Genomic DNA, 26,817 nt, shown 5'->3' with positions numbered 1-26,817 from the left:
ACAAAAGGGCCTAAGTGGTGATTTGGCTGCGTAACTGTTACCCGGTTCGGTACGACCAGATCAGGTAGCGCAAGTGGGGGTTGAGACTTCGGACACCAGCGGTTGGTAACTTACGGTAACCGATAAAAAAACGGGGCGGGCCGTTCGTTACGAACAGCCCGCCCCGGCGGTATTTCTCAACTAGAGACGTTAGCTGGCCTGACTCCGGCTAATCAGCACCCGAAGCGTAAACTCGTCGATCTCGACGGCCGTAGCCGACCCATTGAGGTCTGGCACGACTGCCAGCGACACAGCCTGTACTTCCTGCTGTATATAGGCGCGGTTGGCATCGATCGCATCGATCAGCTGCGCATCGGTCTGTTCCACGGCAATCGTGATCTTATCGGTCACGTCGAACTGCAGGTCTTTACGCAGGTTCTGAATCCGGTTCACAAAGTCGCGCGCGATACCTTCCCGGCGCAGCTCATCGGTTACCGTCACGTCGAGGGCTACGGTCAGCCCGCCTTCGCTCGCTACCAGCCAGCCCGGAATGTCTTCGGTCAGAATCTCGACATCGGTCAGCTGCAGCGTGAAGGGGGGCAGTTCCAGCGTGCCCTGCCGCTCCAGCTCACTCAGCTGGGCATCGGTCATGGCCGTGATAGCGGCTGCCACATCTTTCATCTGCTTGCCAAAGCGGGGGCCCAGCGCCTTGAAGTTTGGTTTCACCCGCTTCTTCAGAATGCCGCTGGCATCGTCGATAAACTCAACGGCTTTGACGTTGACCTCCGACTGAATGATCGGCGCCACGTGTTCGATCTGCCGACGCGTATCGGCGTTGAGTACCGGAATCAGCACTTTCGACAGGGGTTGCCGCACCTTCAGCTTGTGGCCTTTGCGAAGCGAGTGCACTAATGACGATACCTGCTGCGCCAGTTCCATCGAGGTTTCCAGTTCGGTATCGATCAGCGCCCGATCGGCCACCGGGAAGTTGCTCAGATGAACCGAGGCCTCGCCCCCCGTCAGGTTGCGATACAGCCAGTCGGCGTAGAAGGGGGCAATGGGCGACATCAGCTGCGATACCGTAGCCAGGCACTCGTAGAGCGTCTCGTAGGCCGCCTGCTTGTCGGGCGTCATGGCCTGCCCCTCGTGCGACGAGCCCGCCCAGAAACGCCGGCGCGAGAGCCGCACGTACCAGTTCGACAGCTGATCGTTCACGAAATCCTGGATGGCCCGCCCCGCCTTGGTGGGGTTGTAGCCATCGAGCTGCTGCTCTACGTCCAGAATCAGCGACTGCAGTTTCGACAGAATCCAGCGGTCGAGTTCGGGGCGATTGGCCACCGGAATCGTGCGGCCGGCAAACGAAAAGGCGTCGAGGTTCGCGTAGAGGGCAAAGAAATTATAGGTGTTCGAGAGCGTGCCGAAGAAACGACGCTGCACCTCGGCCACCCCGTCGAGATTGAACTTCAGGTTGTCCCAGGGTTCGGCGTTGGTGATCATGTACCAGCGCGTAGCGTCGGGGCCGTATTTGTCGAGCGTGGCGAAGGGGTCGATGGCGTTGCCCAGCCGTTTCGACATTTTGTTGCCGTTTTTGTCGAGGACCAGTCCGGTCGACACTACGTTTTTAAACGCGACCGAATCAAACAGCATGACGGCGATGGCGTGCAGCGTAAAGAACCAGCCCCGCGTCTGATCGACCCCTTCCGAGATGAAGTCGGCGGGGAAGGCGTTGTTGAAGACCTCCTGATTCTCGAACGGGTAGTGCCACTGCGCGTAGGGCATGGCACCCGAGTCGAACCATACGTCGATCAGGTCGGGCTCGCGCAGCATGACCTTGCCCGATTCCGAGATCAGGTACAGTTCGTCGACATAGGGCCGGTGCAGATCGAACGAATCACTGCCCGACGCCCGGTTGGTCTGTACGCCGGCGTAGAAGGCCTGGTTTTTTTCCAGCTGCTCGGGTGTCAGCAGGCCCGATTCAATCGCTGCCTGTACCCGGCTGGCCAGTTCGTCGACCGAGCCAATGCAGACTTCTTCGCCCGTTTCGCTGCGCCAGATGGGCAGGGGCGTACCCCAGAACCGGCTGCGGCTCAGGTTCCAGTCGACCAGGTTTTCGAGCCAGTTGCCGAACCGGCCGGTGCCGGTGCTTTCGGGCTGCCAGTTGATGGTCTTATTCAGCTCGACCAGTCGGTCTTTCTTCGCCGTTGTCCGGATAAACCAGCTGTCGAGCGGGTAATACAGAATCGGCTTGTCGGTACGCCAGCAGTGGGGATAGGGGTGTTCGTATTTCTCCACCCGGAACGCTTTGTTTTCCTGCTTCAGCTTGATCGAGATCAGTACGTCGGTGGGCCGGAACTCGGGGTCGGCGCGCTCCTCGTCGCTGTAGTATTCTTCTTTGACGTAGCGCCCGGCAAAATCGGTGATCTCCGACACGAAACGTCCCTGCCGGTCAACGATGGGGACTTCCTTGCCGGTTTCGTCGGTGACCATGATGGCCGGAATCCCGGCCGCCTGCGCAACCCGGAAGTCGTCGGCCCCGAACGTCGGCGAGGTATGTACTACGCCCGTACCGTCTTCGGTGGTCACGAAATCGCCCAGAATAACCCGAAACGCGGGCGTTTTTGGCTGTACGTAGGGCAGCAGCTGTTCGTATTCGATGCCTTCGAGGTGCTGCCCGTTGAGCCCCGGAATCTCGATGATGGCCCAGGGGATGAGCTTATCGTTGGGCTGGTAGGCACCAAAGGCCGGATCGTTGGGGCTCTCAGCGCGGGCTTTCTCGTTGAACCACCGCCCCACGAGCGCCCGGGCCAGCACCACATTGATGGGCAGGAAGGTGTAGGGATTGATGGTTTTGATCAGGACATACTCGATGTCTTTCCCGACGGTCAGGGCCGAGTTGGCGGGCAGGGTCCAGGGCGTGGTGGTCCAGGCCAGGATAAAGACCTCGTCGGAGTCGGCCGCGTCGAACAGGTAGCCCGATTTGCCGGTCAGCTTCACCCGGAACTGCGCCACCACGGTCGTATCGCGTACGTCACGGTAGGTGCCGGGCTGGTTCAGTTCGTGCGAGCTCAGGCCCGTGCCGGCTTTGGGCGAAAACGGCTGAATCGTATAGCCTTTATACAGCATATCCTGGTCGTAGAGCCGCTTGAGCAGGTTCCAGACCGATTCGATATACTCGTTTTTGTAGGTGATGTACGGATTGTCGAGATCGACCCAGTAGCCCATTTTCTCGGTGAGCGTGTTCCACTGGTCGGTAAAGCGCATGACCGTTTCGCGGCACCGCCGGTTGTAGTCTTCAACGCTGATCGTTTTGCCGATGTCGTCTTTGGTGATACCCAGTTCTTTTTCAACCTGCAGCTCGATGGGCAGCCCATGGGTGTCCCAGCCGCCTTTACGGTTGACCTGAAAGCCCTGCAGCGTTTTGTAGCGGCAGAAAATATCCTTGATGGTACGGGCCATCACGTGGTGGATACCCGGCGTTCCATTGGCCGAAGGAGGCCCTTCGTAGAACGTAAAGCTGGGCTTGCCCGCGCGGGAAGTTACCGACTGCTCAAATACCTGATGCTGATTCCAGTAGGTCAAAACCTCGGCCGCGAGCCGGGCATAATCGAGGGATTCGTATTGCTGATATGTCACGCCTGGCAACGGATGAACGGCGCGGGCCGGCGCGCAAGCTGGCAGCCGCCCGGACCGGGGGTGATGAAAAAGTAGGCAAAGATAGGGAAATGTGTTGGGGACACGAAGCCCCGCACCACGTTAGCCCGTCTGATGGCTACAACACCGGGGGCCGGCCGGCTGGTTCAGCGAACGATTAGGTAGAAGGCCAGGGCGATACCCGTGAAGCCGTACAGAAACCCGAACAGGTAGAGTCGCGTTCGCTCGGGTGCACTCAGATCCGGGCGAAGCGCATATCGAATGGTTAGTACTGACAGCAGTAACTCGATCCCACACGAGAGACTCAGTAAAAGGATAGTCATGAAGAGGAAGCCGATCACTTGTAGGCCGTGGATGACCGGATCAGACGGGCTGTACCTGATTAAACAGGCAGGCTTCGACCCGGCAGACCATCCACACCAATGCGCTTGTCTGGCATTGATAACCTCGCAGTAAATAGCAAAAAATAGTCCAGAAAATAGATACAGGTGTACCTATTCTGTGTCATTTCGACGAATTGTCTGCACTACTTTGCCATTTTCGACCAGGCGCGTCTTCAAAACGGTTTGTTTGGGGATACTGACCAGCAGCATCGGCTGGATGGTGAAGGATTGCGTAACCCGGCTGGTATCGGCCAGACGGATGTAGCGAACGGTCAGAACGGAGTCCTGTACGAAAATCCGGCTGATGGAAAGGATAGGTGGTTTGTTGGTAGCCGGCGTCGTAAGGCCAATCACCATGTCGCGGCTGAAGTTGGGGACGTCGGGCTTTTTGCTGGTAGTTGTAGCCGGCTTGAACATCTCATGAAACCGGCCGGCTTCCTCAAACACAAACAGAGTAGGCTTCCCCTTGTTGACGGGGGCATCGCTGCTCAGAAAGTAGCCGTTCAGCAACTTGAACGTAAGGTTGGTCTGAGCCAGGGCGAAGAAACTGCAGGAGAGGGCAAAAAGAACGAAAAACGAGACCCGAATGGTCCGGTACGAACGCGTGCTGGTTGACGAAAGAGGCATATAAACGAAACAAACTACGTACTGATACTATCTTTTTAACGACAGCCTGTCTGCTTCGGTGTACGTATGAACGGAAAAAAACGCCTATTTCGGCTGCGTAGCGGTGGTCGACCCCGGATTGGTTATTGACATGCCGGCCACGTTGAAGCAGGAGTTCTGGTTATCGCTCTGGCACTCAAACAGATCGAACAGTTCGACACCGGGATCGAGTCGTTCGAAATACAACACAAACGGTACCCGCTCATCGTTCCGGATTTCGCGCGTTTCGGGTGTCATCGGAATGCCTTCAGTCTTGAGCAGCGCGTAGGTTTTTTTGCCATCGGCGGTGGCCAGCACGGCCTTGGGGTTAAACGAAATGCTGCTGCTGCCGCCATAGATGTTGTTGTGGCGATCGGTGGGGTCTTTGGCAAACGTTAGGTACAGAACGGTATAACTGGCGGTCAGCTGAATGTCGGTGACGCGGATGTCGGGGTCCTGCGAATGGCCAAGGCCGCCGTGCGGATCGGGGTAGAGCCGCGACTGCGCCATTCGGGCAAGCTGGTTGGGCTGGTAGTATTCGGCGCCGTCGGCGGGTGCCTGCACGGCGGCAGGCCGGTTCGACGCGCAGGCCGTCAGCAGCAGGCCGGAGAACAAAACAATGGCTTTCATACGGGGCGCCGGGCAGGCTGCGTCCGGCAGACAGTCGGGTTATCGGTAGACCATAGCCAAGTTAAGGATAATTTCGGTTCCGGCATCGTTGTCGGCTGCGCTGCACCAGTGGCCGGTCGGGTCTTTATCCGGCGGTAGCCGACAGCTACCGGAGCCGACAGTCGGCTACCGCCGATAATCAGGCTGGCACGGTAGCGGTAAGGGCAGCCCAGATCTGATCGTAGACGGCCACCGGCGACAGGCGCGCCCCGGCGTCGTGACGGCTGATGAATACCGGATGGTACTCGGTCGGCGTGCCGGTGCGTCCGTGCGAACCTTTTACCAGCGTAGCATCGAGCGAAATAATGTTCATCAGGTAGCGGAAACCCAGTTTCTTGCGGGCCAGTTTGTAGCCGGCCTTGAGTTTGATAAGGGGGTTGGTCTGGTCCATGAACATCTCTGCGGGGTCGTAGCCAGGTTTCTGGTGGATGGCCACCAAGCGGGCAAAGTCGGGTGCCCGGTCGTCGTCGAGCCAGTAGTAGTACGTAAACCAGCTGTCGGCATCGGCCACGACTACCAGGTCGCCGGCGCGCTCGTGGTCGATGTGCTCAAGCTTCTGCTGCGCCCGGTCGAGTACACGTTCTACACCGGGAGTATTTTCCAGCAGGGTGCGCACCTGCTCATAAACCGAGGGATCGTTGATGTACACGTGCGCAATCTGGTGATCCGAAACGGCGAAGGCACGCGAGGCCCCCGCGTCGAACAACTCCAGCCCCCGTTCTTCGCGGTACTGAATCATGTCGGGCGCGGCCTGGCGCAGAATCCGGTTGAGGTGTACGGGACGGCTTACATCGGTGATACCGTATTCCGACAGGACAATTACCTCGGCGCCTTTGCCTTCGTAATACTGAATCACATCGCGGCACAGGTCATCAATTTCGCGCAGGTCGTTGCCGATTCGGGCCGGGTCGGTGCCAAATTTTTGCAGGCAGTAGTCGAGGTGGGGCAGGTAGATAAGCGTCAGGGTGGGGTCGTGCCATTTATCGACCAGCATCGACGCGTCGGCAATCCAGCGCGAGCTTTTGATGGTTGTGGCCGGGCCCCAGAACTGAAAGAGCGGGAACGTGCCCAGCTCCTGCTGCAGCCGGTCGCGCAGGTCGCCGGGGTGGGTGTAGCAGTCGGGGAACTTCAATCCGTCAGACGGGTACTGCGGCCGGGGCGTTGCCGAATAATCGGCCGAGGAGTACATGTTGTACCACCAGAACATTTTGGAGACCGTGAAGGTGGGATCGAGTTTTCGGGCCCGATCCCATATTTTTTCGCCCGCTACGAGCTTGTTCGACTGCTTCCAGAACTTGACTTCCGAATCGGTACGGTCGTACCAGCCGTTGCCAACGATACCCGTTTCGCTGGGCCATTTGCCGGTTACATAGGTCGACTGCACGGAGGTCGTCAGGGCGGGCAGCATGGGGTCGATGGTAGCCCGATGGCGCGCGGCCATCCACTGCTTCAGAAAGGGCGTATGGTCGCCAATCAACGAATAGGAAAGACCAACAACGTCGAGTACTACGGTTTTTCGCATGGTCGTAAGAGAAAGGTAAGGCAACCGGGTGTGCTCGGCTGCGCCAGAATCGGGGCCGGTCAGGCAGGCGGCCGCCTGGGTGTATCAGGTCTGTTTGTCGATTGCCGTCTGAACCCAGTTTAGTTCGCGGGCGATGGAATCAACGAGCGACGCTTTCAGGTCTGCGGGCAGCACATCCCAGGTGTAGGTTTCAACTTCAAACTGATTGGTAAACGCGCGTTCGGTCTGCAGGGCCAGCACGGTTTCGATAGCGTCGCGGGTAGACGTGAGCAGACCGTACTGATCCACGAAAATCGGGACGTGGAAGTGAGCCCGCCATTCGGCATGGGTATGGTCGAAAGCCGCCAGGGCTTCGGGCAAATCGCCAAAGCGCAGTAGCTGCCCGTCGATGGTGCGGGCCACCACCTGGTGCAGGTAGGTAGGCTCGTTGAACACCTCGAACGCCTGCCGGACAGCCGCCCGCCCGGTTGCATCGCCCGCCGGGAAGTCGGCTTTGAGCGCTGCGCTGATTTGAACTTTACCCACCCGCAGCCCGTAGGCCTTCAGTTTATCGAGCACCTCGGCGGGCTGCTCGTAGCCAACGGCCGCGTGGCACACATCGTAGCAGAGCCGCACATGCTCGCAGATGGCCTGTTCGGCGGCTTCGTCGGTCAGGCCGAACTGCTCGGTTAGCTGCTCGATACCCATGGGCAGCAGGTAATCGGTGTACCAGCTGATAAACTCGTCGGTTGTTTCGAGTACGCCATCGGGTTCGGGCTCGATGTCGAGGTGCATGAGCCGATCGGTTTGCCGGCGTAGCGTGATCAACTCGGCCACGACCTCCAGGATGTTCTGGGTTGTCTGCGAGTAGATGTAATCGCGGGCAGCCGGCTGTACCCACTCGAACCACCGCCGGTATGATAACGGCGAGGTGGAGACTCCCCCCTGGATGGGGTTGCCCAACTCATCGACGGGCAGCAGTACCGACAGTAGCCGAAACAGCCGCTTGGTGTACTCGACCCGCGCTTCGGTTGTCCAGTCGGGGGCGTGGACCTGATCTTTGACAACCGTATGATGAAAGCCGCCAAACGGGAAGCCGTTCATCGTGAATACGTAGCAGTTGTTGTCGGCCAGCCAGTGCTGAAAGGCAACGAGTTGCTGCGGGTCTTCCAGTTCCTGACTGGCCTGATCGGACAGGCGCAGGCCGATGCCGAAGGGAAGGGCGCGGCTGTCGGCCGGCAGTTGCATCTTCAGGGCCGGGATGGCGCGCTGCAGTTCGGCAAAGTGGTCGGCCCAGTGCTCGCCGGCGTGGATGTTGGTACAGTAGCCCAGGTGCCCGATCGTCGTTTTCATACGGTCTCGGTTTCGGTATGTTTCAGCTGGGCAATAGCCTGCCGGATGCGGGTATCGTCCATTTCATGCACCTCAACACCCTGGCCCAGTCCGGTCAGCAGCATGATGGTCAGCTCGCCCCCCAGGTGCTCCCGAAATTCGGCCAGTCCTTTCAGAACAGCCGCACTGTTGTCGGCATCGAGCATGGGCTGGTAAAGCGTGAAACCGAGTGTTTGCAGCACGGCCAGTACCCGCTGCGCATCGGCCTCGGTCAGCCAGCCCAGCTGTTGCGAATAGAGCGTGTCGAGGGCAATACCGATGGCAACGGCTTCGCCGTGGCGCAGCTCGAAGTTGGTTAGCTGCTCCAGCTTGTGGGCGCTCCAGTGCCCGAAGTCGAGGGGCCGCGACGACCCCATCTCAAACGGATCGCCACTGGCAATATGCTGCAGGTGCAGGTCGGCGCAGCGGTAAATGAGGTACTGCATGGCCGCCATGTCGCGCCCGGCCAGCCGGGGGGCGTTGGCTTCGATCCACTCGAAAAAAGCCCGGTCTTTGATCAGGGCTACTTTGATGGCTTCCGAGATACCCGCCCGCCAGTCGCGCTCGTCGAGGGTGGTCAGAAACGACTGGTCGTTGAAAACGGCCACGGGGGGCACAAACGTGCCGAGAAAGTTTTTCTTGCCACGGTAGTTGATGCTGTTTTTGACGCCAACGCCCGAGTCGTTCTGCGACAGCACCGTGGTCGGAATCCGGATATGGCGAATACCGCGGTGCGAGATGGCCGCTGCGTAGCCCACCATGTCGAGTACCGAACCGCCCCCGATTCCTACCACAAAAGAGTGGCGGTCGATGCCGAGCCGGTCCACGGCGTCGACTACGGCATCGGTCTGGGCGGTATCATTCTTGGCAATTTCGCCCCCGGCCACCACCAGCAGTTCATCGACCAGGTCGAGCCCGGGCAGCTGGGTCTGTACGTACCGGCGAATAGCCTCGGGCAGGTCGGGGTGCGTATCGACTACGCCCGAGTCGAGCACAACGAGCAGTTTCCGCCGGACCGTACTGGTCGACTGGTCGAAAAAACGGGCAAAGAGCGGATTGCTGGTGTCGAAAAGATGCTCAGTGAAGTAAACCGGATACGTGAAGCGGACACTGAAAGCTTGCTGCAAATGATCCATGAACGGAAGAAAAGTAAACGAAACGTTGTCGGGCCGACAGCGTAAAAACCGTTAAAAGTACGAAAAATGGCCGGATGGAGGCCGGTTGCTGCCTACGGTAAACAACTGGATCGCGAAGTTGCTAGTTCCGCCTGCCCGCTGCCGGAACGAAGAATCAACCAGCGGGATTATACCCGCAGACTGCCTAAAAAAGCAGGGCACCCCACCGGGGTGCCCTGCTGTATGGAAATGAGTGATGAGCCCGGAAACGGCGTCCGGACTAGCCGTACATCGGGCGGTATTTCAGGATGCCATACAACTGCCTGTAGACCGACAGAAAGGGGATAATAAGAATCTGGCAGAAGCTTTTCAGGGTCAGCCGGTGCTGGAGGGCAACAGGCAGTTTATGCCGCACGTAGAGGGTCGATAGTACGATCCACAGGCTGAAACCGAGCATGGCCAGTCGGGGCCAGCCCGCGAGCAAACCACCCAGCCCGGCCAGGATTCCCAGAATCGTAACGCAGTATTTCAGAAACGACGATCGGTCGAAACGCACCGGATGCCGCAGCCGCTGAGCCGCCGACGACCGGGTTTTGGGTACCTGCTGGTGCGCGTAGGCTGGTTCGGGGGCGCGGGCGGGCCGGCTCGAGGCCCGAACCGGGTGTACCACAACGGCATCGGGACAGTACGTAACCGGAATGCGCTGGTCGATCAGTCGGTCCAGCAGTTCGGCATCGGGCCCGTCGGTTACTTCCGAAAAGCCCTGCAGGCGGTCGAAAAGCTTTATGTCGAAAAAACAGTTGGCCGAGGTCAGCTCCTGCGTGTCGAGTTGTAACAGATCGGGGCTGATTGGGTGACTGGTGGGTGCCGGAAGCAGCCGGATCTGACCGGTCAGACACTGGGCACCCTGTTCGAAATCGACCAGGGCGTTGGCGAGCCAGTCGGGCTGGGGCAGACAATCGTCGTCGGTAAACGCGATAAACCGGCCGCGGGCGGCCTGCCAGCCGCGGTTGCGGGCAGCCGCAGCACCACGCCGGATGGGCTGGGGCAGGTAGCGGATATCGAGCAGGCCCCGCTGCTGGCTGAGCTGACGGGCAAAGAGAGCAACGGCCGTAGCGGTAACGGGCGAGTCGCCATCGTCGACAATAATAATCTCGAACTGGCTACGCGACAGGGTTTGCCGTTCGAGTGCATCGAGGCATTTAAGTAAGCGGGCGGGCTGCTGGTAGGTTGGCACAACTACCGTAAAATCGGGGGTCATACGATGCGTTGTATAACGTTAGCATGAGAGGGAGACGGTTTTCAGGAAAGTAGATAAAGCGGCTGGTGGCTGTTCCGCAATTCTGGCACGGCCACCGCTATACAAAAGCAAATTTGGGGCCGCTTTTCTGGCACGCTCCTCAGGGCGGTTGGGACTGGCTTTTGCGTTAGTTTTGTGGCCTGACCGAACGTTTTATTCGCAACACCTATGCTGGCACTCATCACGGGCGCAACATCGGGCATCGGGCAGGCTACGGCCGAAGCCTTTGCCAAACTTGGTTACCGTTTAGTTTTATGCGGCCGCCGGCTCGATCGGCTCGAGGCCGTTTCGCAGGCGCTGTCGGCCACGACCGCCGTTTATACGCTGGCTTTCGACGTGCGCGACCCGCAGGCGGTTGCTTCGGCCATTGGTAGTTTGCCCGCCGAGTGGCAGGCTATCGATATTCTGGTCAACAACGCCGGCAATGCGCACGGCATGAGCCCCATGCAGGAGGGCGACACGGCCGACTGGGACCTGATGATCGACGCCAATGTGCAGGGGCTGCTGTATGTGTCGAAAGCCGTGATTCCGGGCATGGTGGCCCGTCAGAAGGGACATATCGTGAACCTTAGCTCGATTGCCGGGAAGCAGACCTACGCCAACGGGGCTGTGTACTGTGCCAGCAAAGCCGCCGTCGAAGCGCTGAGCACGGGCATGCGGCTCGACCTGACCCAGCACGGAATCAAAGTAACCAACATTGCGCCGGGTGCTGTGGAAACGGAGTTTTCGGTGGTGCGCTTCAAGGGCGATACCGAACGGGCGGCCAAAGTCTACGAAGGCTTTACACCCCTCAACGCAGGCGACATTGCCGATACGATTGTTTACGCCGTGACGGCGCCGGCCCACGTAACCATTGCCGACCTGACCATTCTGGCCAGTGCGCAGGCAGCCGCTACGACCATCCACCGGAAATAAACAGCCGCATACACGCAACAGGGCGTCGCCCTAACCGGTCAGCTGGCCCGTTGGGGCGACGCCCTGTTTTGGGGTACTAACCGTCGCTAAGCGATCAGTTGCGCCAGCACGGCCGGCTCCACGCGGTGCCCCCCGTCGAAGGCCGTGATGCGCATGGTGGGCACGTCGGCCTGCAGCCGGGCCAGATAAACCCCCGGGTCGGGCATGGCCTGAATGTATTCGTCCTGCCGGCCATACACATAATGCACCTCCCGGTTGGCCAGCTGGCTGGGGTCGATGATGGGTTGCAGCCCCTCGGGGAAATAACCCGCCCAGAGGATCAGCCGATCGACGCGGATGTGCCCCGACGCCAGCCATCGACAGGCAGTGGCGGCTCCCTGCGAAAAGCCCAGTAGCGATATGTGCAGCGCAGCGGGGTCGCGGCCGTCCAGCACCTGGTCGTAAAGAGCATTGAGGTAGCCGGTGAAGTCGGCAATCTCGGCATCGCGGTCTTCGCGCGTCAGCCACGAGGCTCCCACGCGCGTGTACGTATTGTCGAGGTAGAGCCGCGACAGCCCTTCGGGAATCACAATCAGTGTATCGGGACTGGCCAGACCGCTGAATTTGCGGCCGAAATAAGCGGCCAGCTGGCCAAAGCCGTGCAGGCAAAACCAGATATGGCGCGTATCGGCCGAGGGCGTGCCGATGGTATAGTATCGGGCCGTGCGCGTGACCGGGAGGTGGTGCTGATTCATCAGGGGGTGACGAGACTGCTGAGAATGCCTTCTTTAAGTGAATAGGTGGCGGTCCGGATCTGGTCGATGCCGTAGGCCCGGAGCACATAATCGATCAGGCAAACAGCCACCACAATCATATCGACGCGCAGTTCGATCATGCCCGGCAGCGCCATGCGTTCGGCATGGTTGCGGCTGATGAGTTCGGCGTAACTCCGGTAGAATTCGGCTTTGGGAAGCGTAAAGGTGGTTTGTTCGGGGTCGGGCAGGTGACCCTGTTCGTGCATAAACCACAGGTCGACCAGCGTATCGAACGAACCCGACGAACCGACCAGTACGGTGGGCTGGTACTGGTGTACGGCGTTGGCCAGGGGTAGCAGCTGCTCCTGAAAATAATCGTGCAGCCGCCGGATGCTGCTGGCCGGAATGGGGTCTGACTGCTGCGGAGCGCCGGGCATGAATCGCTCCATCAGCCGTTGCCCGCCGATCTCGAAGCTTTGTTTCCAGAAAACGCGCGCTTCGGTGCCCAGGATAAACTCCACGCTGCCACCGCCAATGTCCATCACCAGGGCCGTCTGGGTGTCGAGCGCACCGGCGGCCCGTACGCCCCTGAAAATATAATCCGCTTCTTCGTCGCCCGACAGCACCCGGACCGGAATACCCGTCTGGTCGCGTACGCGTTCGATAAAGTCGGCCTGGTTTCGGGCCACCCGAATGGCGCTGGTGCCGGTGGCAATGACCTGATCGGGCGCTACGCCAAAAGCATCGAGCTGCTGGCGGAAATACGTCAGCACGCTGAGGGCGCGTGCCATGCCTTCGTCGGTGATAAAGCCCTGATTGATACCCGCCTGTCCGATCCGGGCGGGCCGGCTCTCCCGAAACAGCGTAGTAACGTGCTGGTTCTGCCGGTCTGCAATCAGCAAATGGAAGGTATTGGTTCCTAAGTCAATAATGGCTTGTTTCATAGTCGCAAAGCTATTACCTTTGCGGTCCGGTTTTAGCTAAAACAGATTTTTTACAACATGCTTATCATTAACGTTAAAGACAACGAGTCGATCGACAAAGCCCTGAAACGCTTCAAGAAGAAATTCGAGAAGACGGGTGTGTTGCGTCAGCTGCGGTCGCGGACGGCTTTCCAGAAACCGTCGGTAAAGCGTCGCACCGAAATCATCAAAGCCGCCTACAAAGAGCGGATGTACGGCAACCACACCGAGCAATAGGCATCGGTTGGTTGGCAGGCACACAGCATCGCCACCGATTGCGCAGTCGGTGCGTCACAGCCAGGCCTCAACAGCATACGGGAGCAGCAAACAGCATGTTTGCTGCTTTTTGTATTTATAAGAAGGCAGGAAAATCGTCGAGAAACTGAACCTGGGCCGAAACGTGGTCGATCTGGCAGCAATAATGGGTCAGGCCGTTTGAAATAACGACATAAGGAGCCTTGTGTACGTGGTTGTAACGGGCTACCTGATCGAATACGGCCTGGGACAACGGTACGTGGGGGGCCTTGCACTCAACAATCAGATAGGGTTGCCCCGTCCGGTCGAATACCACCACATCGGTGCGCTTCTGGGTCTGGTTGAGCAGCAGCCCACCCTCGGGTCGGATCAGGGCTTTGGGGTACTGGTAGTGGGTAAGCAGCAGATGAACGATGTGCTGACGTACCCACTCCTCGGGCGACAGCCGGACGTACTTCCGGCGTAACAAATCGAAAATATAAGCTTTCCCTTCGACTTGCTTAATTTTGTGATCAAAAGCGGGCAGGTTCAGTGCAACCATACACGAAGATAAAGAGCAAAAGAGCGAATGAGTGATAGAGCGACTGATAAGCGACTAACTTTTTTACTTTATCTGTGCTTCGGTTTTTATCCTTTCGCTCTTTCACTCTTTTATCGCACCGGCGACCCGGTCTTTTGCTCTTTAGATCTATGAAAACCAAAGAAGAAATCGTTACCAACTGGCTGCCCCGCTATACTGGAACCCCCATCGATCAGTTTGGCGAGTACATTCTGCTGACCAACTTCATCAACTACGTCGAGCTGTTTGCCCAGAAATTCGATGTAGAGGTGCTGGGGCAGGGGCGGGCCATGCAAACCGCAACCGCCAACAACATCACCATCATCAACTTCGGTATGGGGAGCGCCATGGCGGCCACGGTCATGGACCTGCTGTCGGCGGTGAGCCCAAAAGCCGTGCTGTTTCTGGGTAAATGCGGTGGCCTCAAAAAAACACAGCTCGGCGACCTGATTCTGCCCATTGCCGCCATCCGGGGCGAAGGGACCAGCAACGATTACATGCGGCCCGAGATTCCGGCACTGCCTTCGTTCCGGCTGCAGCGCTCGGTATCGTCGACCATCAAACGCTATGAACTCGACTACTGGACGGGTACCGTGTATACCACCAACCGCCGGATCTGGGAGCACGACGAAGCGTTTAAAGATTACCTGCGCGAAATTCGGGCGATGGCTATCGATATGGAAACGGCCACGATTTTTACGGTCGGTTTTGTCAACTCCATTCCGCACGGTGCCCTCCTGCTCGTATCCGACAACCCGCTGGTGCCGGAGGGCGTGAAAACTGAAGAGAGCGACAAACGCGTGACAGGGCAGTTTGTGAACCGCCACCTCGAAATCGGCATCGACGCGCTGCTCGAACTCGAATCGTCGGGCGATTCGGTCAAACACCTGCGTTTCGAATAAAGCGATCCGGCGTATATATTAACAGGAAAGGGCACCGTCTGTACAGACGGTGCCCTTTCCTGTAGGTACTGGTCAGCTAAAGGGGTAGCAATCGGTTAGTTGCAGAACTCACTGATCGTTTTGTAGGCCTGGGTGTAGCCCAGCTCGCCCGCTTTCGACAGATCGAGGCAGCCGGCATTGTCTTCGCCCAGACTATAGCGAACGAGGCCACGCATGTAAAACGCTTCGCCAAACCGGGGGTTCAGCTTGGTAGCATTGTTGAAATCGTTGAAAGCCGATCGCTGATCGCCCTGTGCCGACCGCAGCATAGCCCGGTTGAAATAAGCGTCGGCGTTGGTGGGGTTCAGTTCGATCGAGTGGTTCATGTCGGCCAGGGCACCTTTCTCATCGCCCTGTTTGAGCCGGCTGATGCCCCGCCCCAGAAAAGCCTCGGCCCGATCGGTCGACAGGGGATTGATGCGGGTATTTACCTGCACCGAATTGCGCAGGTTGTCGAGCATGGCGCGGGTGAAGCGACTGCTGTAGAGGGGGCGGTCGGAGCTGTTGCTGTTATCGAGGTCGATGGCCTGATTGTAATCGGAAACCGCGCCTTTCTGATCGCCCAGGCGGCTGCGGCTGAAACCGCGTCCGTAATAGGCGTTGTAGTTGAGCGGGTGCAGCTGAATCGCCTGATCGTAGTCCGGAATGGCGCCTTTAAAATCGTTGAGCCGGGCCTTGGTGTAGGCGCGGTAATAGAATGATTCGCCATCCTGCGGGTTCAGTTCAACAGCTTTCGTGAAGTCGTCGAGGGCACCTTTATAATCCTGCAATTCGAACCGGGCAATGCCACGTCCGGCAAAAGCCGGGGCGCGCTTGGGTGTGGCGTCAATAACTTTGTTCATGTCCTGCAAACTGCCCGTGTAGTCGCCTAGGTGCTGCCGGCCCATACCGCGCACATAGTAGTACTGCGCATTGGCGGGGTCCAGTTCGATGGCGCGGGTAAAATCGGTTAGAGCAAGCCGATCCTGCCCCAGGCGTACCCGGCTGGTGCCGCGGCTGTAGTAAGCCTGCGCATCCTCGGGATTGATTTCGATGGCGCGGCTGTAGTCGAGCAGGGCTCCGCGGTGATCATCCTGCCGGCTTTTGCTGATACCCCGGCTCAGGTAGGCCAGCTGATCTTTCGGATTAATTTCGATGGCCCGGTCGTAATCAAGAATGGCGCCCCGGTGATCTTTCAGGTTTGCTTTGACAAGCCCCCGGTTGTAATAACTGGGTCCATTCTCGGGGTTCATCGTGATGGCCATGTTGAAGGCCTGCAGCGCACTGGTAAAATCGCCGGTTTTGCTTTTGGCGAGTCCGGCATCGAAATATTCGGCGGCCGACTGCTGCGCCGATACAGGGCTGATAAGCCAGAAAAGAGCCACCAGCAAGGTAAGTGGCCGTACAAAATGCGTCATGGATCGGTACGTGTTACGAGGGTATAAGCAATGCGGTACTGGTTTGGGGTACTCCCTCAATCTGAATTGAGGCCGGCAAGCAGATGATTTGTGACCTGCCCTCTTTAGACGCGGGAAGAGGAGAAAAACAACATCTGTGAGCGCTGATCGGACAAATTTTAACCCAAAAAGGCTTAATTTTGACACTTTGTCAGGCGTGTGCCCGCCTAAATTGTTTAAAATCGGACTTTTTGTCTTGTTTTTGTCTGGTAGGCAGATTGGTATGTCGTTTGTAAAATGATGCTTGTGTTCGCAACCGAACAGCTAAACAACTAACTGCAAAAAGTCATGTCAACCTTAGTTCGATACAACCGCATCCCTACCTTCTTCAACCCGTTCAGCGCTGCCGAGTTTGGCCAGCCCGTTATCAATCGGTACCGCAGCACCCTGCCCAATGTACCGGCTGTCAACGTGAAAGAAACGGAAACGGCTTTTGTGCTTGATCTGGCTGCTCCCGGCCTCAAGAAAGACGATCTGAAAGTAAGTGTGCTGAAAAATCAGCTCACCATTGCCTACAAATCGGAGACGAACAGCGAAGAGAAAACAGAGAAATTCACCCGGCAGGAGTTTGGTATCAGCCAGTTTGAACGGAATTTCCGACTCCCCAAAAACGTGAATGCCGAAGCGATCAACGCGACTTACACCGATGGTATTCTGACGGTTGAGCTGCCGAAAGTGGCGGTAAACGAAGAAAATGAAGTAAAAGAGATCGCCATTAACTAAGGCGCCTTTCCGAATACCCGCTTATCGTGAGTGAGCCGGCCCCGGGCCGGCTCACTTTTTTTTAGGGCTGGGCAAGGGCAGCCATAAACGCGGTGAGCTTAATTGGGTCGAGGTGTCCGTTGGTGCGCACACCGCTGCAAAGGTCGAGGCCAAAGGGCTGTACCGTGGCGATGGCTTCCCGGGCGTTGACCGGGTTGAGCCCCCCCGCCAGCCATACTGGTATTGCCGAGTGCCGGACAGTCTGTCGGCTCAGGCTCCAGTCGTGCACCCGCCCGGTACCGCCCAGTTCCTTGACGGTCAGGCTGGGGTTGCCTGAATCGAGCAGGAGCGCATCGACGCCGTTGGCAGCGGCCACCAGGGCCTCGTCGACACTCTGCTGGTCGCGTACGTGAATGACCTGCACCAGCTTAACGGCCGGCAGCACCTCGTGGAGCCGGGCGTAGGTATCGGCCGGAACGGCATCGACGAGCTGAATGGTGTTGGCCCCCACGCGCTGCTGGTGGGCCAGCACACCGGTAAGGGTGGTTTCGGCAGTCAGCATAAACGTAGCCACCGGGGGCGGTACCTGCGCCACGATACTGGCGGCCAGTGCATCGCTCACCACGCCTGGCCCGCTGGGCATGGCACCCACCAGACCCAGGGCATCGGCACCCAGCCGGATGGCCAGCCGGGCTTCGTCGAGGCTGCTGATGCAGCAGATTTTAACGCGGGTCCGGCCCGTAAATTCCTGGTTCATACGCGGAGAAAAGGCTTGCTTGTTCGGGACAAAACTAGCTTAAAGCGGGTTAGCCAGTTAAATCCAATTCCGATTATCGTGGCTGTTTCTACCTCCAGCGATCCGTACGCGTCGCTTCGTATCCCTGAGTTTCGCTATTTCATCTCCAATAGTTTCCTCATTACGGCGACGCTGCTGGTGCAGGAAGTGATTCTGGGGTATGAACTCTACAAGATGACGCACGATCCGCTGGCGCTGGGGCTGGTGGGGCTGGCCGAAGCGCTGCCGTTTATTGCGCTCTCCCTGTTTGGCGGGCACCTGGCCGACCGGCGCGACAAGAAGCGCCTGCTGCAGTGGAGCCTGCTGGTCATCGTTCTGGGATCGGTTATTCTGTACGCCGTTTTTCAGCCATCCATTGTAGGGCAGTTGTCGCAGGCTGCCCGGCTGGGTACGATCTATGGCGTGCTGATGCTCATTGGCACGGCTAAGGGATTTTACTCGCCGGCCAGTTCGTCGCTTAAGCCGTTTCTGGTGCCGCGTGAGCTGTATGCCAACTCGGCTACCTGGAGCAGTTCGGCCTGGCAGGCGGGTGCCATTGTGGGGCCGGGTCTGGCTGGTTTTCTCTACAACTGGCTGGGCTTCGACAATACGCTGCTGGTGATTATCGGGCTGCTGATCGTGTGTCTGCTGCTCATCACGATGATCGAGCGCCGGCCCGTGCCCGTCAGTGATGCCCCCCTTCAGAGCCTGCGCGAGAGTCTGAAGGAGGGCTTTCGGTTCGTGTTCAAAACACCCATCGTGTTGTATGCCATCTCGCTCGACCTGTTCTCGGTACTTTTTGGGGGCGTGGTATCCATACTCCCCATCTTTGCCGAGGACATTCTGCACGTTGGGGCCGAAGGGCTGGGTTTTCTGCGCGCGGCTCCGTCGGTCGGCGCTGTACTGACGATGGCGGTTATGACCCGGTTTCCGCCAACCCATAATGCCTGGCGTAACATGCTGCTGGCCGTGGCGGGTTTCGGCGGGGCAACCATTGTATTTGCCCTGTCGACCAACTTCTATTTGTCCGTACTGATGCTGAGCCTGACCGGCGCATTCGACAGCGTCAGCGTTATCATTCGGCAAACGATTCTGCAACTTTTTCCGCCCGATCACCTGCGTGGGCGGGTGGCAGCGGTCAACGGCATTTTCGTAAGCTCTTCCAACGAAATCGGCGCGTTCGAATCGGGCGTGGCCGCCAAGCTGTTCGGAACCGTACCCTCGGTACTGCTGGGTGGCGCCTTTACCCTCGTGGTGGTCAGTTATATTTACGTGCGCTCCAAACCGCTGTTCAGTATCCGGCTAAGCTAGTTGCTGGCTAGGCCGTGGCCGACCGTCTGGTAGCCTGCTGCACGTAGGTCGACAGATCGATCGGCTGATCGAGCAATACCCGGGCGTTGAATACTTCCCAGAACAGTTCGTCGGACAATTGGTACTCACGCTCGATGCGAATCAGATCGCGGATACTGTCTTTGAGTACAAAAGGCGAGGGGGTCGACTGACCGTTGGTAGCAGGCCGATTTTCCATACGTGTTGCTGAGTTGGTTATAACTAAGAGAACGGATTTTTAGAACGACCTCATTGTCAGATTGTTTTACGGAAAATAGCTGGCACTGACCAATTGGTTAGAATAGTGCAATTGCAGGCGTTGTGTGGGGGCTCTGAGCGCATTTGTGGCCCCGAAGGGTACAAGAAATTTTTTTATCGAAACTAAGTAACTGATTATCAACATGTATATGAAAAAAATGGCATGTGCGCTGCTCAGTCTGGCCTGCTTATGGACAGTGGGAGCCGGATCGGGACAGGCGCGCCCGAAGCCGATTCGACTGGTAAAAGCTTGGGAAACCGACACGACCCTGCGTACACCCGAGTCCGTGTTGTACGACCCCGCGCAGAATCTGCTCTACGTAGCCAATATCGATGGTAAGCCCGACGCCCTCGACGGTAACGGCTTTATCTCCACTCTGTCGACCGACGGAAAAATAACGAAACTGCACTGGGCATCGGGCCTTAACGCACCCAAAGGCATGGGCCTGCACGGCAATAAACTTTACGTGACCGATGTGTACCGGCTGGTGCTGATCAACACCGAAACCGGGCAGGCCGAAAAAACCTGGGATGCCGTTGACGTGAAAACCGCTTTTCTGAACGACGTTACGGTGGCTAAAGACGGCACGGTCTACGTCAGCGATAACCGCAACGATAAGCTGTACCGTTTGAAGGATGGTAACTGGGAAGTCTGGATGGAAGGCGGCACGATTGGCAAGCCCAACGGCGTGCTGGCGCTGGGCAATGATAAACTGCTGATAGGCAGTACGAAGACCGGCGCGCTGCAGGAGCTGGACGTGAAGTCGAAGGCCGTGACCAAACTGGCCGATGGCATGGGCAACACCGACGGTATTGCCGTGGCCCGCAAAAACAGCTACTTCGTGTCGGACTGGAACGGCCAGATCTTTCAGGTCGACGCCGGGGGCAAGGCTACGCAGCTGCTCGACCTGCGCGCCGACAAGATCAACACCGCCGACCTGACGGCGATACCGGCCCAGCGGCTGCTGGTGGTGCCCACCTTTTACCACAACCGCGTGATTGCCTACCGCTGGGAATAGCCACGCCGGCTGCCCCTGAAAAAACTCTGGCAATGGAGCAGGCTATAGGGCCTGCTCTATTGCCAGAGTTTGTTTTATGATAGGGCTAGCTCAGGCCAGCAGCTGCCGGATGGCCGCCTGGGCGCGTTCGGCCCCGAAGCCACGGAGTGCCTGCTGCAACTGCGCCACAATGAGATCGTTACCCAGGTTGCCGATGCTGCCTTCGTGGGTATGGTTAAGCGTTTCTGGCCGGGCGTAGCTATGGTCGGCAATTTCCTTGCCCACCTGCCGGTAGGCTTCGCGGAACGGTACACCCTGCAGCACCAGCTCGTTGACCCGTTCGACGCTGAACAGCAGGTCGTATTTTGCGTCGGCCAGCAAATTGGTTTTCACCTGCAGGTGTTCGAGCATGAAGGCTGTGATGTCGAGGCAGTCGAGCAGTTCGTCGAAGGCGGGCATTAGTATTTCTTTCAGCAGCTGCATGTCTCGGTGGTAGCCCGAGGGCAGGTTACTCATCACGAGCGTAACCTCCATCGGCAGGGCCTTCAGCCGGTTGCATTTGGCGCGCAGCAGTTCGGCCACGTCGGGGTTTTTCTTGTGGGGCATAATGCTGCTGCCGGTGGTCAGCGCATCGGGCAGCACCACGAAGCCAAAGTTCTGGCTGTTGTAGAGACAGATATCCATAGCCATCCGGCCAATGGTAGCGGCTACGGCGGCCAGGGCGGTCAGAGCCGTCTGTTCGGTTTTACCCCGGCTCATCTGCGCGTACACCACGTTGACGTGCATCCCTTCGAACCCCAGCAGCTCGGTAGTGAGGGTGCGGTTGAGCGGAAACGACGAGCCGTAGCCGGCGCCCGAGCCTAGCGGGTTGCGGTTGGCCAGCCGGTAGGCCGTTTGCAGCGTCAGCATATCGTCGGCGAGGGCTTCGGCGTAGGCACCAAACCACAGGCCAAACGACGAGGGCATAGCAATCTGCAGGTGCGTGTAGCCCGGGAGCAGGTCGGCCTTGTGTTGGTCGGAGCGGCTGATGAGGTGGTTCACTACGCGTTCGACGGCCTGCGCCACCTGCCACAACCGATCGCGGGTAAACAGCTTGAGGTCGACCAGCACCTGATCGTTGCGCGAACGGCCCGAGTGAATTTTTTTGCCTACGTCGCCCAGCTGACGGGTGAGTAGCAGCTCGACCTGCGAGTGAACGTCTTCGATACCGGCTTCGATCTCAAAAGTGCCCTGTTCGATCTGGGCATAAATCGCTTTGAGATGATCGGTCAGCAGCTGTCGTTCGCTGGCCGAGAGCAGCCCGATGGTTTCGAGCATTTGGGCGTGGGCCAGATTACCCAGCACATCGAACGGCGCCAGGTACTGATCCATCTCGCGGTCGCGGCCGACGGTAAAGCGTTCGATCTGTTCGGCGGTTGCAACGCCTTCTTTTTGCCAGAGTTTCAACGTGTGAAGAGAGACAAGGGGTGAACGGACGGGGGCCGACTGCCGGCGCCCGGGTGGGCAAAGGTCGGAAAGATTTTCAGCCCGGCGTAGCGGCCGGTGGGTTTGTTGGGGCCGGGTGGGTGGTTTTTTGCCCGATCCACCAGAAGCCCGCGGCCGACACCAGACTGATACCGACCATCAGGAGCCAGTTGGCTTCGAAGCCGAAGCGGCCGCTAATCTGCGAGCCCAGTGTTGGGGCACTGGTTTGGGCCAGTGCCCCGGCCATTCCGTAGAGCGCCAGATACTGCCCCCGGTTGTGGGCCGATGCCCGGCCGGCGGCAAATGCCTGCATAAACGGCATGGCCAGCATTTCGCTCAGCGTTACGATCAGCACAAAAGCCAGCGCCATGCCGGCCGAATGCGCCTGCGACAGGGTCAGATAGGCCAGCCCCGACAGCAGCACCCCGCCCGCAATCAGGTAGGTACGGTTCAGGTTTCGCTGCTCGATGCCGTAGACCAGTGCCATTTCGATGACTACGATCAGGATGCCATTGAGCGACATCAGCAGGCCGATATACTGTTCGCTCAGGTGCAGCTCCTGCCGGAAATAAAGCGGTACCATGCTGAACAGCTGCATGAAACAGATCAGGTAGAGCAGTACGAAACCCGCGAAGAGCAGAAAAATCCGGTCGCGGTAGGCCGACCCGACAACGGGCTCACCAGCCGCCACCGCCGGCCGGTTGACCGATCCCTGACCCGTTGGTACGGGCAGCCGCCACCACAGCACAAGCCCGGCCAGCAGGCAGGTGCAGCCATCGGCCCAGAACAGCAAATCGTAGTCGATGCCGGCCAGCAGCCCACCCAGCCCACCCCCCACGGCCCAGCCGAGGTTGATGGCCAGCCGGTTGAGCGAGAAAGCCCGGGTGCGGGTGTCGGCGGTGGCGTAGTAGGCCAGGGCCGCCTGGTTGGCCGGTCGGAAGGAGTCGCCCAGCAGGGTAAACAGAAACACGCTGGCACACAGCCCGTAGAAATTCGTAACGAACTGCAGGCCCAGCAGCGCCAGCCCACCGAAAAGCAGGCTGCCGAGCTGAATGTAGTAGAACCCGAACCGATCCGTCAGCCGCCCGCCGAGGAAGGTGCCGATAAAAGCCCCCGCCCCGAAAATACCCATCACCACGCCCGCCTGCCCCAGCGAATAATGCAGCTGCTGGGTCATATACAGCGTCAGAAAGGGCAGCACCATAGTGCCGCAGCGGTTGATGAGCATCACGCCCGCCAGGAGCCAGACCGATGGCGACAGTCCCTCGTAGGCCTGCCGGTATCCCCGAAGTAGCCGTTGAATCATGCCGTAAAGGTACGGTACTAAGTCCTGCGCCGGGCGTCGGCATCCTGCCCGGGCGGTACAAAGATTTTGGGATCGGTAATCAGCGCCCGGTGTTCGTCCAGAAACGCCTTGAACAGCCGAATCTCTTCGAGCTGCCGGTCGATGGGATGGGTAAGCGGGTAGCTTTCCACATACACGTCGCTGAAGTCGGTGATCACGTATTCCATGAGCTTGATGCCTTTCCTTTTCAGCGCGTGGAGGTACAGGTTCTGGTGGTTATGGGTGAACCGGCCGGGCTGGTAGCGGGCGGTGGTTTTCAGATCGACGGCTTTGTAGGAGCCGATCAGATCGACGTAGCCGTAGAACAGCACGTCGTCGATTTCCCACTGGCAGAATACCTGTGTGTCTACGATAGGGCGGGGCAGGAGCTTACGCACTTTCTGCAGAATGGCAGGGTCGAACTGGTCTTCGTCGGTACCTTTCAACACGGCTTCTTCAAACGACGTGCCGCGGGCCTGTGCCGCCGTAGTGGGGGCCGGCACACGGTTGATGCTGTCGATAAGCTGCTGAAACGACAGGTTGCCGCCCTGCACGTAGCGCGAGAACGTGTTGAGCAGCGAGGGGTAAAAGCGATAGTGAATAGCCATAAGCGGGGGGAGCCGTAAGTGCCGGCCCCACTACCCGAACCGAAACGGGGGCGGTTAGTTTCTGACCACCAGCAACACCCCCACCATGATGAGGGCTACCCCCAGCAGCCGCCAGGTGTTGGCCGAATGCTGGGCAAAGCCCAGCAGGCCGTAATGATCGAGCACCACGGCCGCCAGCAGCTGACCGGCTACGCTCAGGCTGACCAGGTTGGCCGTACCGATTTTAGGAACGCTGATGATAACGGTGGTCACGTAGAGGGCGCCGATGATGCCGCCTGTCCATTTCCACCAGCTGATCTGCCGGATGGTATCCAGCGCCGGTACGGAGGCACGGGTGGTCAGCAGCACCAGCATCAGCGCCACAAAGCCACTACCGAACGAAACAGCGGCTGCCAGCACCGGGTTGGCCAGCAGTTGCCGCAGATTGGCATTCACACCTGCCTGCACCGAGATGGCGACTCCTGTCAGGAAGGCCAGTATAATAAACACGTATTGCATGGCGCAAAGGTAGGTAAGTCGGGTAGGTGATACGCACATCCCGGCCCGGGGGCATAAAAAAGCCCGCCCGGCTGTAAAACCGGGCGGGCGGTGCCCACGCAGGGCTCATCGGGTTAGTCAGGCTTGTTGGAGCCGGATTTTCAGCGTTGCTTCGACGCCGTCGGTCAGCATCTGGTGCAGATCGGTGGCAATGGCGTCGGCAAAGCCAGGCAGGGCCGAGAGGTCGGTTTGCCACAGGCTCACATCCGACAGTACACTTTTGACAAACGTCTGCACCGTATCGAGCGAGTTGTTTTTAACCGTTTTCCAGTCGCCGTAGAAATAGCCGGCTTTATCGTCGCGGATGGGGTACGACAGAACGCCCCCGCCGGGCACGGTGATTTCGCCCATAAACTGCCCGTTTTCTTCGTGCGTTGCCCGCATGAACAGCAGGTAGGCCGCAAAACCCAGCGCCGTCAGGGTAGGCACTTTGTCGAACTGGGCGTAATAGCGCTGGATGGTAGCCACGTTGCGGGCCTGCATCTTGGCCGATTCCTGCATCGAAATATTCAGCAGCAGGTGGTCGAGGTACGGGTTGCGGAACCGGTCGAGTACGTCATTGGCAAACGACTGGATGGCCGCCTGATCCATACCGGGTGTGCCATAGTGGGGCACCGTCGGCACAATTTCCTGGTGAACGAGCTGCTCGATGAACCGGCTCATCTGCGGGTGGTTCATCTCATCGGCCACGGTTTCGAGGCCCAGCAGATAGCCCAGCGGCATCGTCAGTGTATGCGAGCCGTTGAGTACGCGCAGCTTACGTTCCTTGAAGAAGTTGATGTCTTCATCGATAATGATCTCAGGCACGTTGGCAAAGGGCAGCATCTGCCGCACCCGGTCGTCGCCCTCGATGGCCCACAGGTGGTAAGGCTCGGTAAAGGTAAGCAGGTCGTCGGTATAGCCCAGCTCGGTTTCGAGCGCCTGTTTGGTTTCGTCGGTGGGGCGCGTCACAATCCGGTCGACCAGCGAGTTGCAGAACCGGACGTGAAACTTGAGCCACTTGATAAAGAGTTTGCCCAGTTCGTTGTAGACCGTCAGTTTCTCCACCGCTTCGCGCAGTTTGAGGCCGTTGTCGGTAACCAGCTCGGTCGGGATCACGATCATACCCTTGGCTTTAGCCCCACCAACGCTCCGGAACCGTTCGTAGAGAAAGGCCGTCAGCTTGCCCGGGAACGACTTGGGTGGGCGCTGGAAAATGCTTTCCTCCACGTAGTCGAGACCCACCTCGGTGGTGTTGGAGATAATAATCTGCAGGTTGGGGTTGCGGGCCAGGGTCAGAATTTCGTCCCACTGCGTAGGCGCGGCCAATACCCGGCTAACGGCCGAAACAACCTGATTGGTCGCAACGGTCTGCCCCTGCTGAACGCCCCGCACGGCTACCGTGTAGAGGTTGTCCTGCGTATCGAATTCATCGGTCTGCCCGGAGGTCGACTTAACGATAACGATCGATCCCTGAAACGCACCAGCATCGTTGGCCTGCTGAATCAGGTAGTCGGGGAGGCCCCGCAGCAGTACACCGGTACCAAATTGCAGCACACGTTCGGGGTAAAGCGGGGCGGGGTGGATCGATCGATTGAGCTGAGACATGGTGTCTGTTAGCATAGGTTAAAGGGGCGAACCGGTGCCGGCCGGTCCTGTTAATTCAGCAATAATACGAACAACATCGCGAACCGTATCCTCGATCTTATCGAATGAGCGATTCGCCAGCACTTCTTTGGGAAAAAGTTGTGAGCCCATACCAACGGCCACCGCACCGGCTTTGAACCAGCGGCTCAGGCTGTCGCGGTTGGGCTCGACTCCGCCCGTGACCATGGCGCTGGCAAAAGGCATGGGGCCGCTCAGGGCTTTCACAAAGCCGGGTCCGAGTACGTCGCCGGGGAAGACCTTCACGAACTCCACACCCCACTCGTGGGCCGTGGCAATTTCGGTAAGGGTTGCGCAGCCGGGCATGTAGGCTACTTTGCGCCGGTTGCAGACGCGGGCAATATCGTCGTTGAAATTGGGGCCTACCACAAAATCGGCGCCGAGCTGCAGGTACAGGGCCGCCGTTGGGGCATCGAGCAGGGTACCGGCACCCAGGGCCAGATCGGGGTAGTCGACGGCGCAGCGCCGGCTCAGTTCGGCAAAACGCTCGTGGGCAAAGTCGCCCCGATTGGTGAATTCGAAGGCCCGTACACCGGCCCGGTAACAGGCATCGAGTACGCCGGCACAAACGTCCGGGTCGGGATGGTAGAATACCGGCACCAGGGGCACCTGCCGGATGGTCTGGTAAACAGAAAGGCGGGACAGTCGGGACATAGATTCAGGTTGTAGTCGTTAGTATACCGTTTTCAGTATACAGTTTATAGGTCGTTGTTCGGGGCTTACCGGTAGCGGGAGGGTAGTTCTTAGTGTAAAGTATACAGT

At 58.6% G+C, this 26,817-nt stretch carries 26 protein-coding genes; 6 read left to right on the top strand and 20 right to left on the bottom strand.

Annotation, left to right across the window (positions count from 1 at the left end):
- Window positions 1–189: 189 nt before the first annotated feature.
- The 8 genes from ileS to ACYVAC_RS02175 all read right to left on the bottom strand — a co-directional run bounded on the left by ileS (window position 190) and on the right by ACYVAC_RS02175 (window position 10,575).
- The gene (ileS, locus tag ACYVAC_RS02210; protein WP_461095914.1) at window positions 190–3,621 is read right to left on the bottom strand and encodes an isoleucine--tRNA ligase; all 3,432 of its coding nucleotides are present in this window, start codon (window positions 3,619–3,621) and stop codon (window positions 190–192) included.
- A gap of 155 nt (window positions 3,622–3,776) precedes the next feature.
- Window positions 3,777–3,953, bottom strand: a complete 177-nt coding sequence (locus tag ACYVAC_RS02205; protein WP_461095913.1) for a hypothetical protein — start codon at window positions 3,951–3,953, stop codon at window positions 3,777–3,779.
- A gap of 171 nt (window positions 3,954–4,124) precedes the next feature.
- Window positions 4,125–4,640 (bottom strand): hypothetical protein, encoded by a 516-nt coding sequence (locus tag ACYVAC_RS02200; protein ID WP_461095912.1) that lies wholly within the window; start codon window positions 4,638–4,640, stop codon window positions 4,125–4,127.
- Between the two features lie 84 nt (window positions 4,641–4,724).
- Complete coding sequence (locus ACYVAC_RS02195; RefSeq protein WP_461095911.1) at window positions 4,725–5,288, bottom strand: hypothetical protein; 564 nt, start codon at window positions 5,286–5,288, stop codon at window positions 4,725–4,727.
- Between the two features lie 178 nt (window positions 5,289–5,466).
- Window positions 5,467–6,849: an alkaline phosphatase family protein gene (locus tag ACYVAC_RS02190; protein WP_461095910.1), complete on the bottom strand. Its 1,383-nt coding sequence runs from the start codon at window positions 6,847–6,849 to the stop codon at window positions 5,467–5,469.
- Window positions 6,850–6,933: 84 nt separating this feature from the next.
- Complete coding sequence (gene eboE / locus ACYVAC_RS02185) at window positions 6,934–8,181, bottom strand: metabolite traffic protein EboE (protein ID WP_461095909.1); 1,248 nt, start codon at window positions 8,179–8,181, stop codon at window positions 6,934–6,936.
- On the bottom strand, window positions 8,178–9,335 hold the full coding sequence (locus ACYVAC_RS02180) for a 3-dehydroquinate synthase (RefSeq protein ID WP_461095908.1): 1,158 nt from the start codon (window positions 9,333–9,335) through the stop codon (window positions 8,178–8,180). The genes eboE and ACYVAC_RS02180 overlap by 4 nt, the downstream gene beginning before the upstream one ends.
- A 259-nt stretch (window positions 9,336–9,594) precedes the next feature.
- Window positions 9,595–10,575, bottom strand: coding sequence for a glycosyltransferase family 2 protein (locus ACYVAC_RS02175; protein ID WP_461095907.1), 981 nt, complete (start codon window positions 10,573–10,575; stop codon window positions 9,595–9,597).
- 207 nt (window positions 10,576–10,782) lie between these two features.
- On the opposite strand from ACYVAC_RS02175, the gene ACYVAC_RS02170 reads away from it, so the two are divergent.
- Window positions 10,783–11,529, top strand: a complete 747-nt coding sequence (locus ACYVAC_RS02170) for an SDR family NAD(P)-dependent oxidoreductase (RefSeq protein ID WP_461095906.1) — start codon at window positions 10,783–10,785, stop codon at window positions 11,527–11,529.
- 86 nt (window positions 11,530–11,615) lie between these two features.
- Here ACYVAC_RS02170 and ACYVAC_RS02165 read toward each other — a convergent pair whose 3' ends face one another.
- Both ACYVAC_RS02165 and ACYVAC_RS02160 read right to left on the bottom strand, forming a co-directional pair.
- On the bottom strand, window positions 11,616–12,263 hold the full coding sequence (locus ACYVAC_RS02165; protein WP_461095905.1) for an alpha/beta hydrolase: 648 nt from the start codon (window positions 12,261–12,263) through the stop codon (window positions 11,616–11,618).
- Window positions 12,263–13,207 (bottom strand): Ppx/GppA phosphatase family protein, encoded by a 945-nt coding sequence (locus ACYVAC_RS02160; RefSeq protein ID WP_461095904.1) that lies wholly within the window; start codon window positions 13,205–13,207, stop codon window positions 12,263–12,265. The genes ACYVAC_RS02165 and ACYVAC_RS02160 overlap by 1 nt, the downstream gene beginning before the upstream one ends.
- A gap of 57 nt (window positions 13,208–13,264) precedes the next feature.
- On the opposite strand from ACYVAC_RS02160, the gene rpsU reads away from it, so the two are divergent.
- Complete coding sequence (gene rpsU / locus ACYVAC_RS02155) at window positions 13,265–13,462, top strand: 30S ribosomal protein S21 (protein WP_012924721.1); 198 nt, start codon at window positions 13,265–13,267, stop codon at window positions 13,460–13,462.
- A 115-nt stretch (window positions 13,463–13,577) separates the two neighbouring features.
- On the opposite strand, the gene ACYVAC_RS02150 is transcribed toward rpsU, so the two are convergent.
- Window positions 13,578–14,021 (bottom strand): type I restriction enzyme HsdR N-terminal domain-containing protein, encoded by a 444-nt coding sequence (locus tag ACYVAC_RS02150; RefSeq protein WP_461095903.1) that lies wholly within the window; start codon window positions 14,019–14,021, stop codon window positions 13,578–13,580.
- Window positions 14,022–14,170: 149 nt separating this feature from the next.
- On the opposite strand from ACYVAC_RS02150, the gene ACYVAC_RS02145 reads away from it, so the two are divergent.
- Window positions 14,171–14,941: an AMP nucleosidase gene (locus ACYVAC_RS02145; RefSeq protein ID WP_461095901.1), complete on the top strand. Its 771-nt coding sequence runs from the start codon at window positions 14,171–14,173 to the stop codon at window positions 14,939–14,941.
- Between the two features lie 95 nt (window positions 14,942–15,036).
- Here ACYVAC_RS02145 and ACYVAC_RS02140 read toward each other — a convergent pair whose 3' ends face one another.
- Entirely contained in the window at window positions 15,037–16,377 is a 1,341-nt protein-coding gene (locus ACYVAC_RS02140; protein ID WP_461095900.1) for a tetratricopeptide repeat protein, read from the bottom strand.
- 327 nt (window positions 16,378–16,704) lie between these two features.
- Here ACYVAC_RS02140 and ACYVAC_RS02135 point away from each other — a divergent pair, with 327 nt between their 5' ends.
- The gene (locus tag ACYVAC_RS02135; protein WP_461095899.1) at window positions 16,705–17,139 is read left to right on the top strand and encodes an Hsp20/alpha crystallin family protein; all 435 of its coding nucleotides are present in this window, start codon (window positions 16,705–16,707) and stop codon (window positions 17,137–17,139) included.
- 61 nt (window positions 17,140–17,200) lie between these two features.
- On the opposite strand, the gene ACYVAC_RS02130 is transcribed toward ACYVAC_RS02135, so the two are convergent.
- Window positions 17,201–17,875 (bottom strand): phosphoribosylanthranilate isomerase, encoded by a 675-nt coding sequence (locus tag ACYVAC_RS02130; RefSeq protein ID WP_461095898.1) that lies wholly within the window; start codon window positions 17,873–17,875, stop codon window positions 17,201–17,203.
- 78 nt (window positions 17,876–17,953) lie between these two features.
- On the opposite strand from ACYVAC_RS02130, the gene ACYVAC_RS02125 reads away from it, so the two are divergent.
- On the top strand, window positions 17,954–19,204 hold the full coding sequence (locus tag ACYVAC_RS02125; protein WP_461095897.1) for an MFS transporter: 1,251 nt from the start codon (window positions 17,954–17,956) through the stop codon (window positions 19,202–19,204).
- A 7-nt stretch (window positions 19,205–19,211) separates the two neighbouring features.
- On the opposite strand, the gene ACYVAC_RS02120 is transcribed toward ACYVAC_RS02125, so the two are convergent.
- Window positions 19,212–19,421, bottom strand: coding sequence for a hypothetical protein (locus tag ACYVAC_RS02120; RefSeq protein ID WP_461095896.1), 210 nt, complete (start codon window positions 19,419–19,421; stop codon window positions 19,212–19,214).
- Between the two features lie 208 nt (window positions 19,422–19,629).
- On the opposite strand from ACYVAC_RS02120, the gene ACYVAC_RS02115 reads away from it, so the two are divergent.
- Complete coding sequence (locus tag ACYVAC_RS02115) at window positions 19,630–20,499, top strand: SMP-30/gluconolactonase/LRE family protein (protein ID WP_461095895.1); 870 nt, start codon at window positions 19,630–19,632, stop codon at window positions 20,497–20,499.
- A gap of 90 nt (window positions 20,500–20,589) precedes the next feature.
- On the opposite strand, the gene argH is transcribed toward ACYVAC_RS02115, so the two are convergent.
- From argH to ACYVAC_RS02085, 6 genes are all read right to left on the bottom strand, one after another.
- Window positions 20,590–21,924: an argininosuccinate lyase gene (argH, locus tag ACYVAC_RS02110; protein ID WP_461095894.1), complete on the bottom strand. Its 1,335-nt coding sequence runs from the start codon at window positions 21,922–21,924 to the stop codon at window positions 20,590–20,592.
- A 76-nt stretch (window positions 21,925–22,000) separates the two neighbouring features.
- Entirely contained in the window at window positions 22,001–23,248 is a 1,248-nt protein-coding gene (locus ACYVAC_RS02105) for an MFS transporter (protein WP_461095893.1), read from the bottom strand.
- Window positions 23,249–23,265: 17 nt separating this feature from the next.
- Entirely contained in the window at window positions 23,266–23,874 is a 609-nt protein-coding gene (locus ACYVAC_RS02100) for a PD-(D/E)XK nuclease family protein (protein ID WP_461095892.1), read from the bottom strand.
- Between the two features lie 54 nt (window positions 23,875–23,928).
- Window positions 23,929–24,372, bottom strand: coding sequence for a DMT family transporter (locus tag ACYVAC_RS02095; RefSeq protein ID WP_461095891.1), 444 nt, complete (start codon window positions 24,370–24,372; stop codon window positions 23,929–23,931).
- Between the two features lie 117 nt (window positions 24,373–24,489).
- Window positions 24,490–25,998: a tagaturonate reductase gene (locus ACYVAC_RS02090; protein WP_461095890.1), complete on the bottom strand. Its 1,509-nt coding sequence runs from the start codon at window positions 25,996–25,998 to the stop codon at window positions 24,490–24,492.
- A gap of 18 nt (window positions 25,999–26,016) precedes the next feature.
- Window positions 26,017–26,709, bottom strand: coding sequence for a bifunctional 4-hydroxy-2-oxoglutarate aldolase/2-dehydro-3-deoxy-phosphogluconate aldolase (locus tag ACYVAC_RS02085; RefSeq protein WP_461095889.1), 693 nt, complete (start codon window positions 26,707–26,709; stop codon window positions 26,017–26,019).
- Window positions 26,710–26,817: the final 108 nt, after the last annotated feature.

It is taken from the genome of Spirosoma luteolum (assembly GCF_054778875.1).
This window is presented reverse-complemented; position numbering and strand designations above follow the sequence as displayed.

What these genes read in the sequence shown, in the direction of transcription:
- ACYVAC_RS02205 (WP_461095913.1), bottom strand. Translation starts at nt 3,953, where the DNA reads ATGACTATCCTTTTACTGAGTCTCTCGTGTGGGATCGAGTTACTGCTG.
- ACYVAC_RS02200 (WP_461095912.1), bottom strand. Translation starts at nt 4,640, where the DNA reads ATGCCTCTTTCGTCAACCAGCACGCGTTCGTACCGGACCATTCGGGTC.
- ACYVAC_RS02195 (WP_461095911.1), bottom strand. Translation starts at nt 5,288, where the DNA reads ATGAAAGCCATTGTTTTGTTCTCCGGCCTGCTGCTGACGGCCTGCGCG.
- ACYVAC_RS02190 (WP_461095910.1), bottom strand. Translation starts at nt 6,849, where the DNA reads ATGCGAAAAACCGTAGTACTCGACGTTGTTGGTCTTTCCTATTCGTTG.
- eboE (WP_461095909.1), bottom strand. Translation starts at nt 8,181, where the DNA reads ATGAAAACGACGATCGGGCACCTGGGCTACTGTACCAACATCCACGCC.
- ACYVAC_RS02180 (WP_461095908.1), bottom strand. Translation starts at nt 9,335, where the DNA reads ATGGATCATTTGCAGCAAGCTTTCAGTGTCCGCTTCACGTATCCGGTT.
- ACYVAC_RS02175 (WP_461095907.1), bottom strand. Translation starts at nt 10,575, where the DNA reads ATGACCCCCGATTTTACGGTAGTTGTGCCAACCTACCAGCAGCCCGCC.
- ACYVAC_RS02170 (WP_461095906.1), top strand. Translation starts at nt 10,783, where the DNA reads ATGCTGGCACTCATCACGGGCGCAACATCGGGCATCGGGCAGGCTACG.
- ACYVAC_RS02165 (WP_461095905.1), bottom strand. Translation starts at nt 12,263, where the DNA reads ATGAATCAGCACCACCTCCCGGTCACGCGCACGGCCCGATACTATACC.
- ACYVAC_RS02160 (WP_461095904.1), bottom strand. Translation starts at nt 13,207, where the DNA reads ATGAAACAAGCCATTATTGACTTAGGAACCAATACCTTCCATTTGCTG.
- rpsU (WP_012924721.1), top strand. Translation starts at nt 13,265, where the DNA reads ATGCTTATCATTAACGTTAAAGACAACGAGTCGATCGACAAAGCCCTG.
- ACYVAC_RS02150 (WP_461095903.1), bottom strand. Translation starts at nt 14,021, where the DNA reads ATGGTTGCACTGAACCTGCCCGCTTTTGATCACAAAATTAAGCAAGTC.
- ACYVAC_RS02145 (WP_461095901.1), top strand. Translation starts at nt 14,171, where the DNA reads ATGAAAACCAAAGAAGAAATCGTTACCAACTGGCTGCCCCGCTATACT.
- ACYVAC_RS02140 (WP_461095900.1), bottom strand. Translation starts at nt 16,377, where the DNA reads ATGACGCATTTTGTACGGCCACTTACCTTGCTGGTGGCTCTTTTCTGG.
- ACYVAC_RS02135 (WP_461095899.1), top strand. Translation starts at nt 16,705, where the DNA reads ATGTCAACCTTAGTTCGATACAACCGCATCCCTACCTTCTTCAACCCG.
- ACYVAC_RS02130 (WP_461095898.1), bottom strand. Translation starts at nt 17,875, where the DNA reads ATGAACCAGGAATTTACGGGCCGGACCCGCGTTAAAATCTGCTGCATC.
- ACYVAC_RS02120 (WP_461095896.1), bottom strand. Translation starts at nt 19,421, where the DNA reads ATGGAAAATCGGCCTGCTACCAACGGTCAGTCGACCCCCTCGCCTTTT.
- ACYVAC_RS02115 (WP_461095895.1), top strand. Translation starts at nt 19,630, where the DNA reads ATGAAAAAAATGGCATGTGCGCTGCTCAGTCTGGCCTGCTTATGGACA.
- ACYVAC_RS02105 (WP_461095893.1), bottom strand. Translation starts at nt 23,248, where the DNA reads ATGATTCAACGGCTACTTCGGGGATACCGGCAGGCCTACGAGGGACTG.
- ACYVAC_RS02100 (WP_461095892.1), bottom strand. Translation starts at nt 23,874, where the DNA reads ATGGCTATTCACTATCGCTTTTACCCCTCGCTGCTCAACACGTTCTCG.
- ACYVAC_RS02095 (WP_461095891.1), bottom strand. Translation starts at nt 24,372, where the DNA reads ATGCAATACGTGTTTATTATACTGGCCTTCCTGACAGGAGTCGCCATC.
- ACYVAC_RS02090 (WP_461095890.1), bottom strand. Translation starts at nt 25,998, where the DNA reads ATGTCTCAGCTCAATCGATCGATCCACCCCGCCCCGCTTTACCCCGAA.
- ACYVAC_RS02085 (WP_461095889.1), bottom strand. Translation starts at nt 26,709, where the DNA reads ATGTCCCGACTGTCCCGCCTTTCTGTTTACCAGACCATCCGGCAGGTG.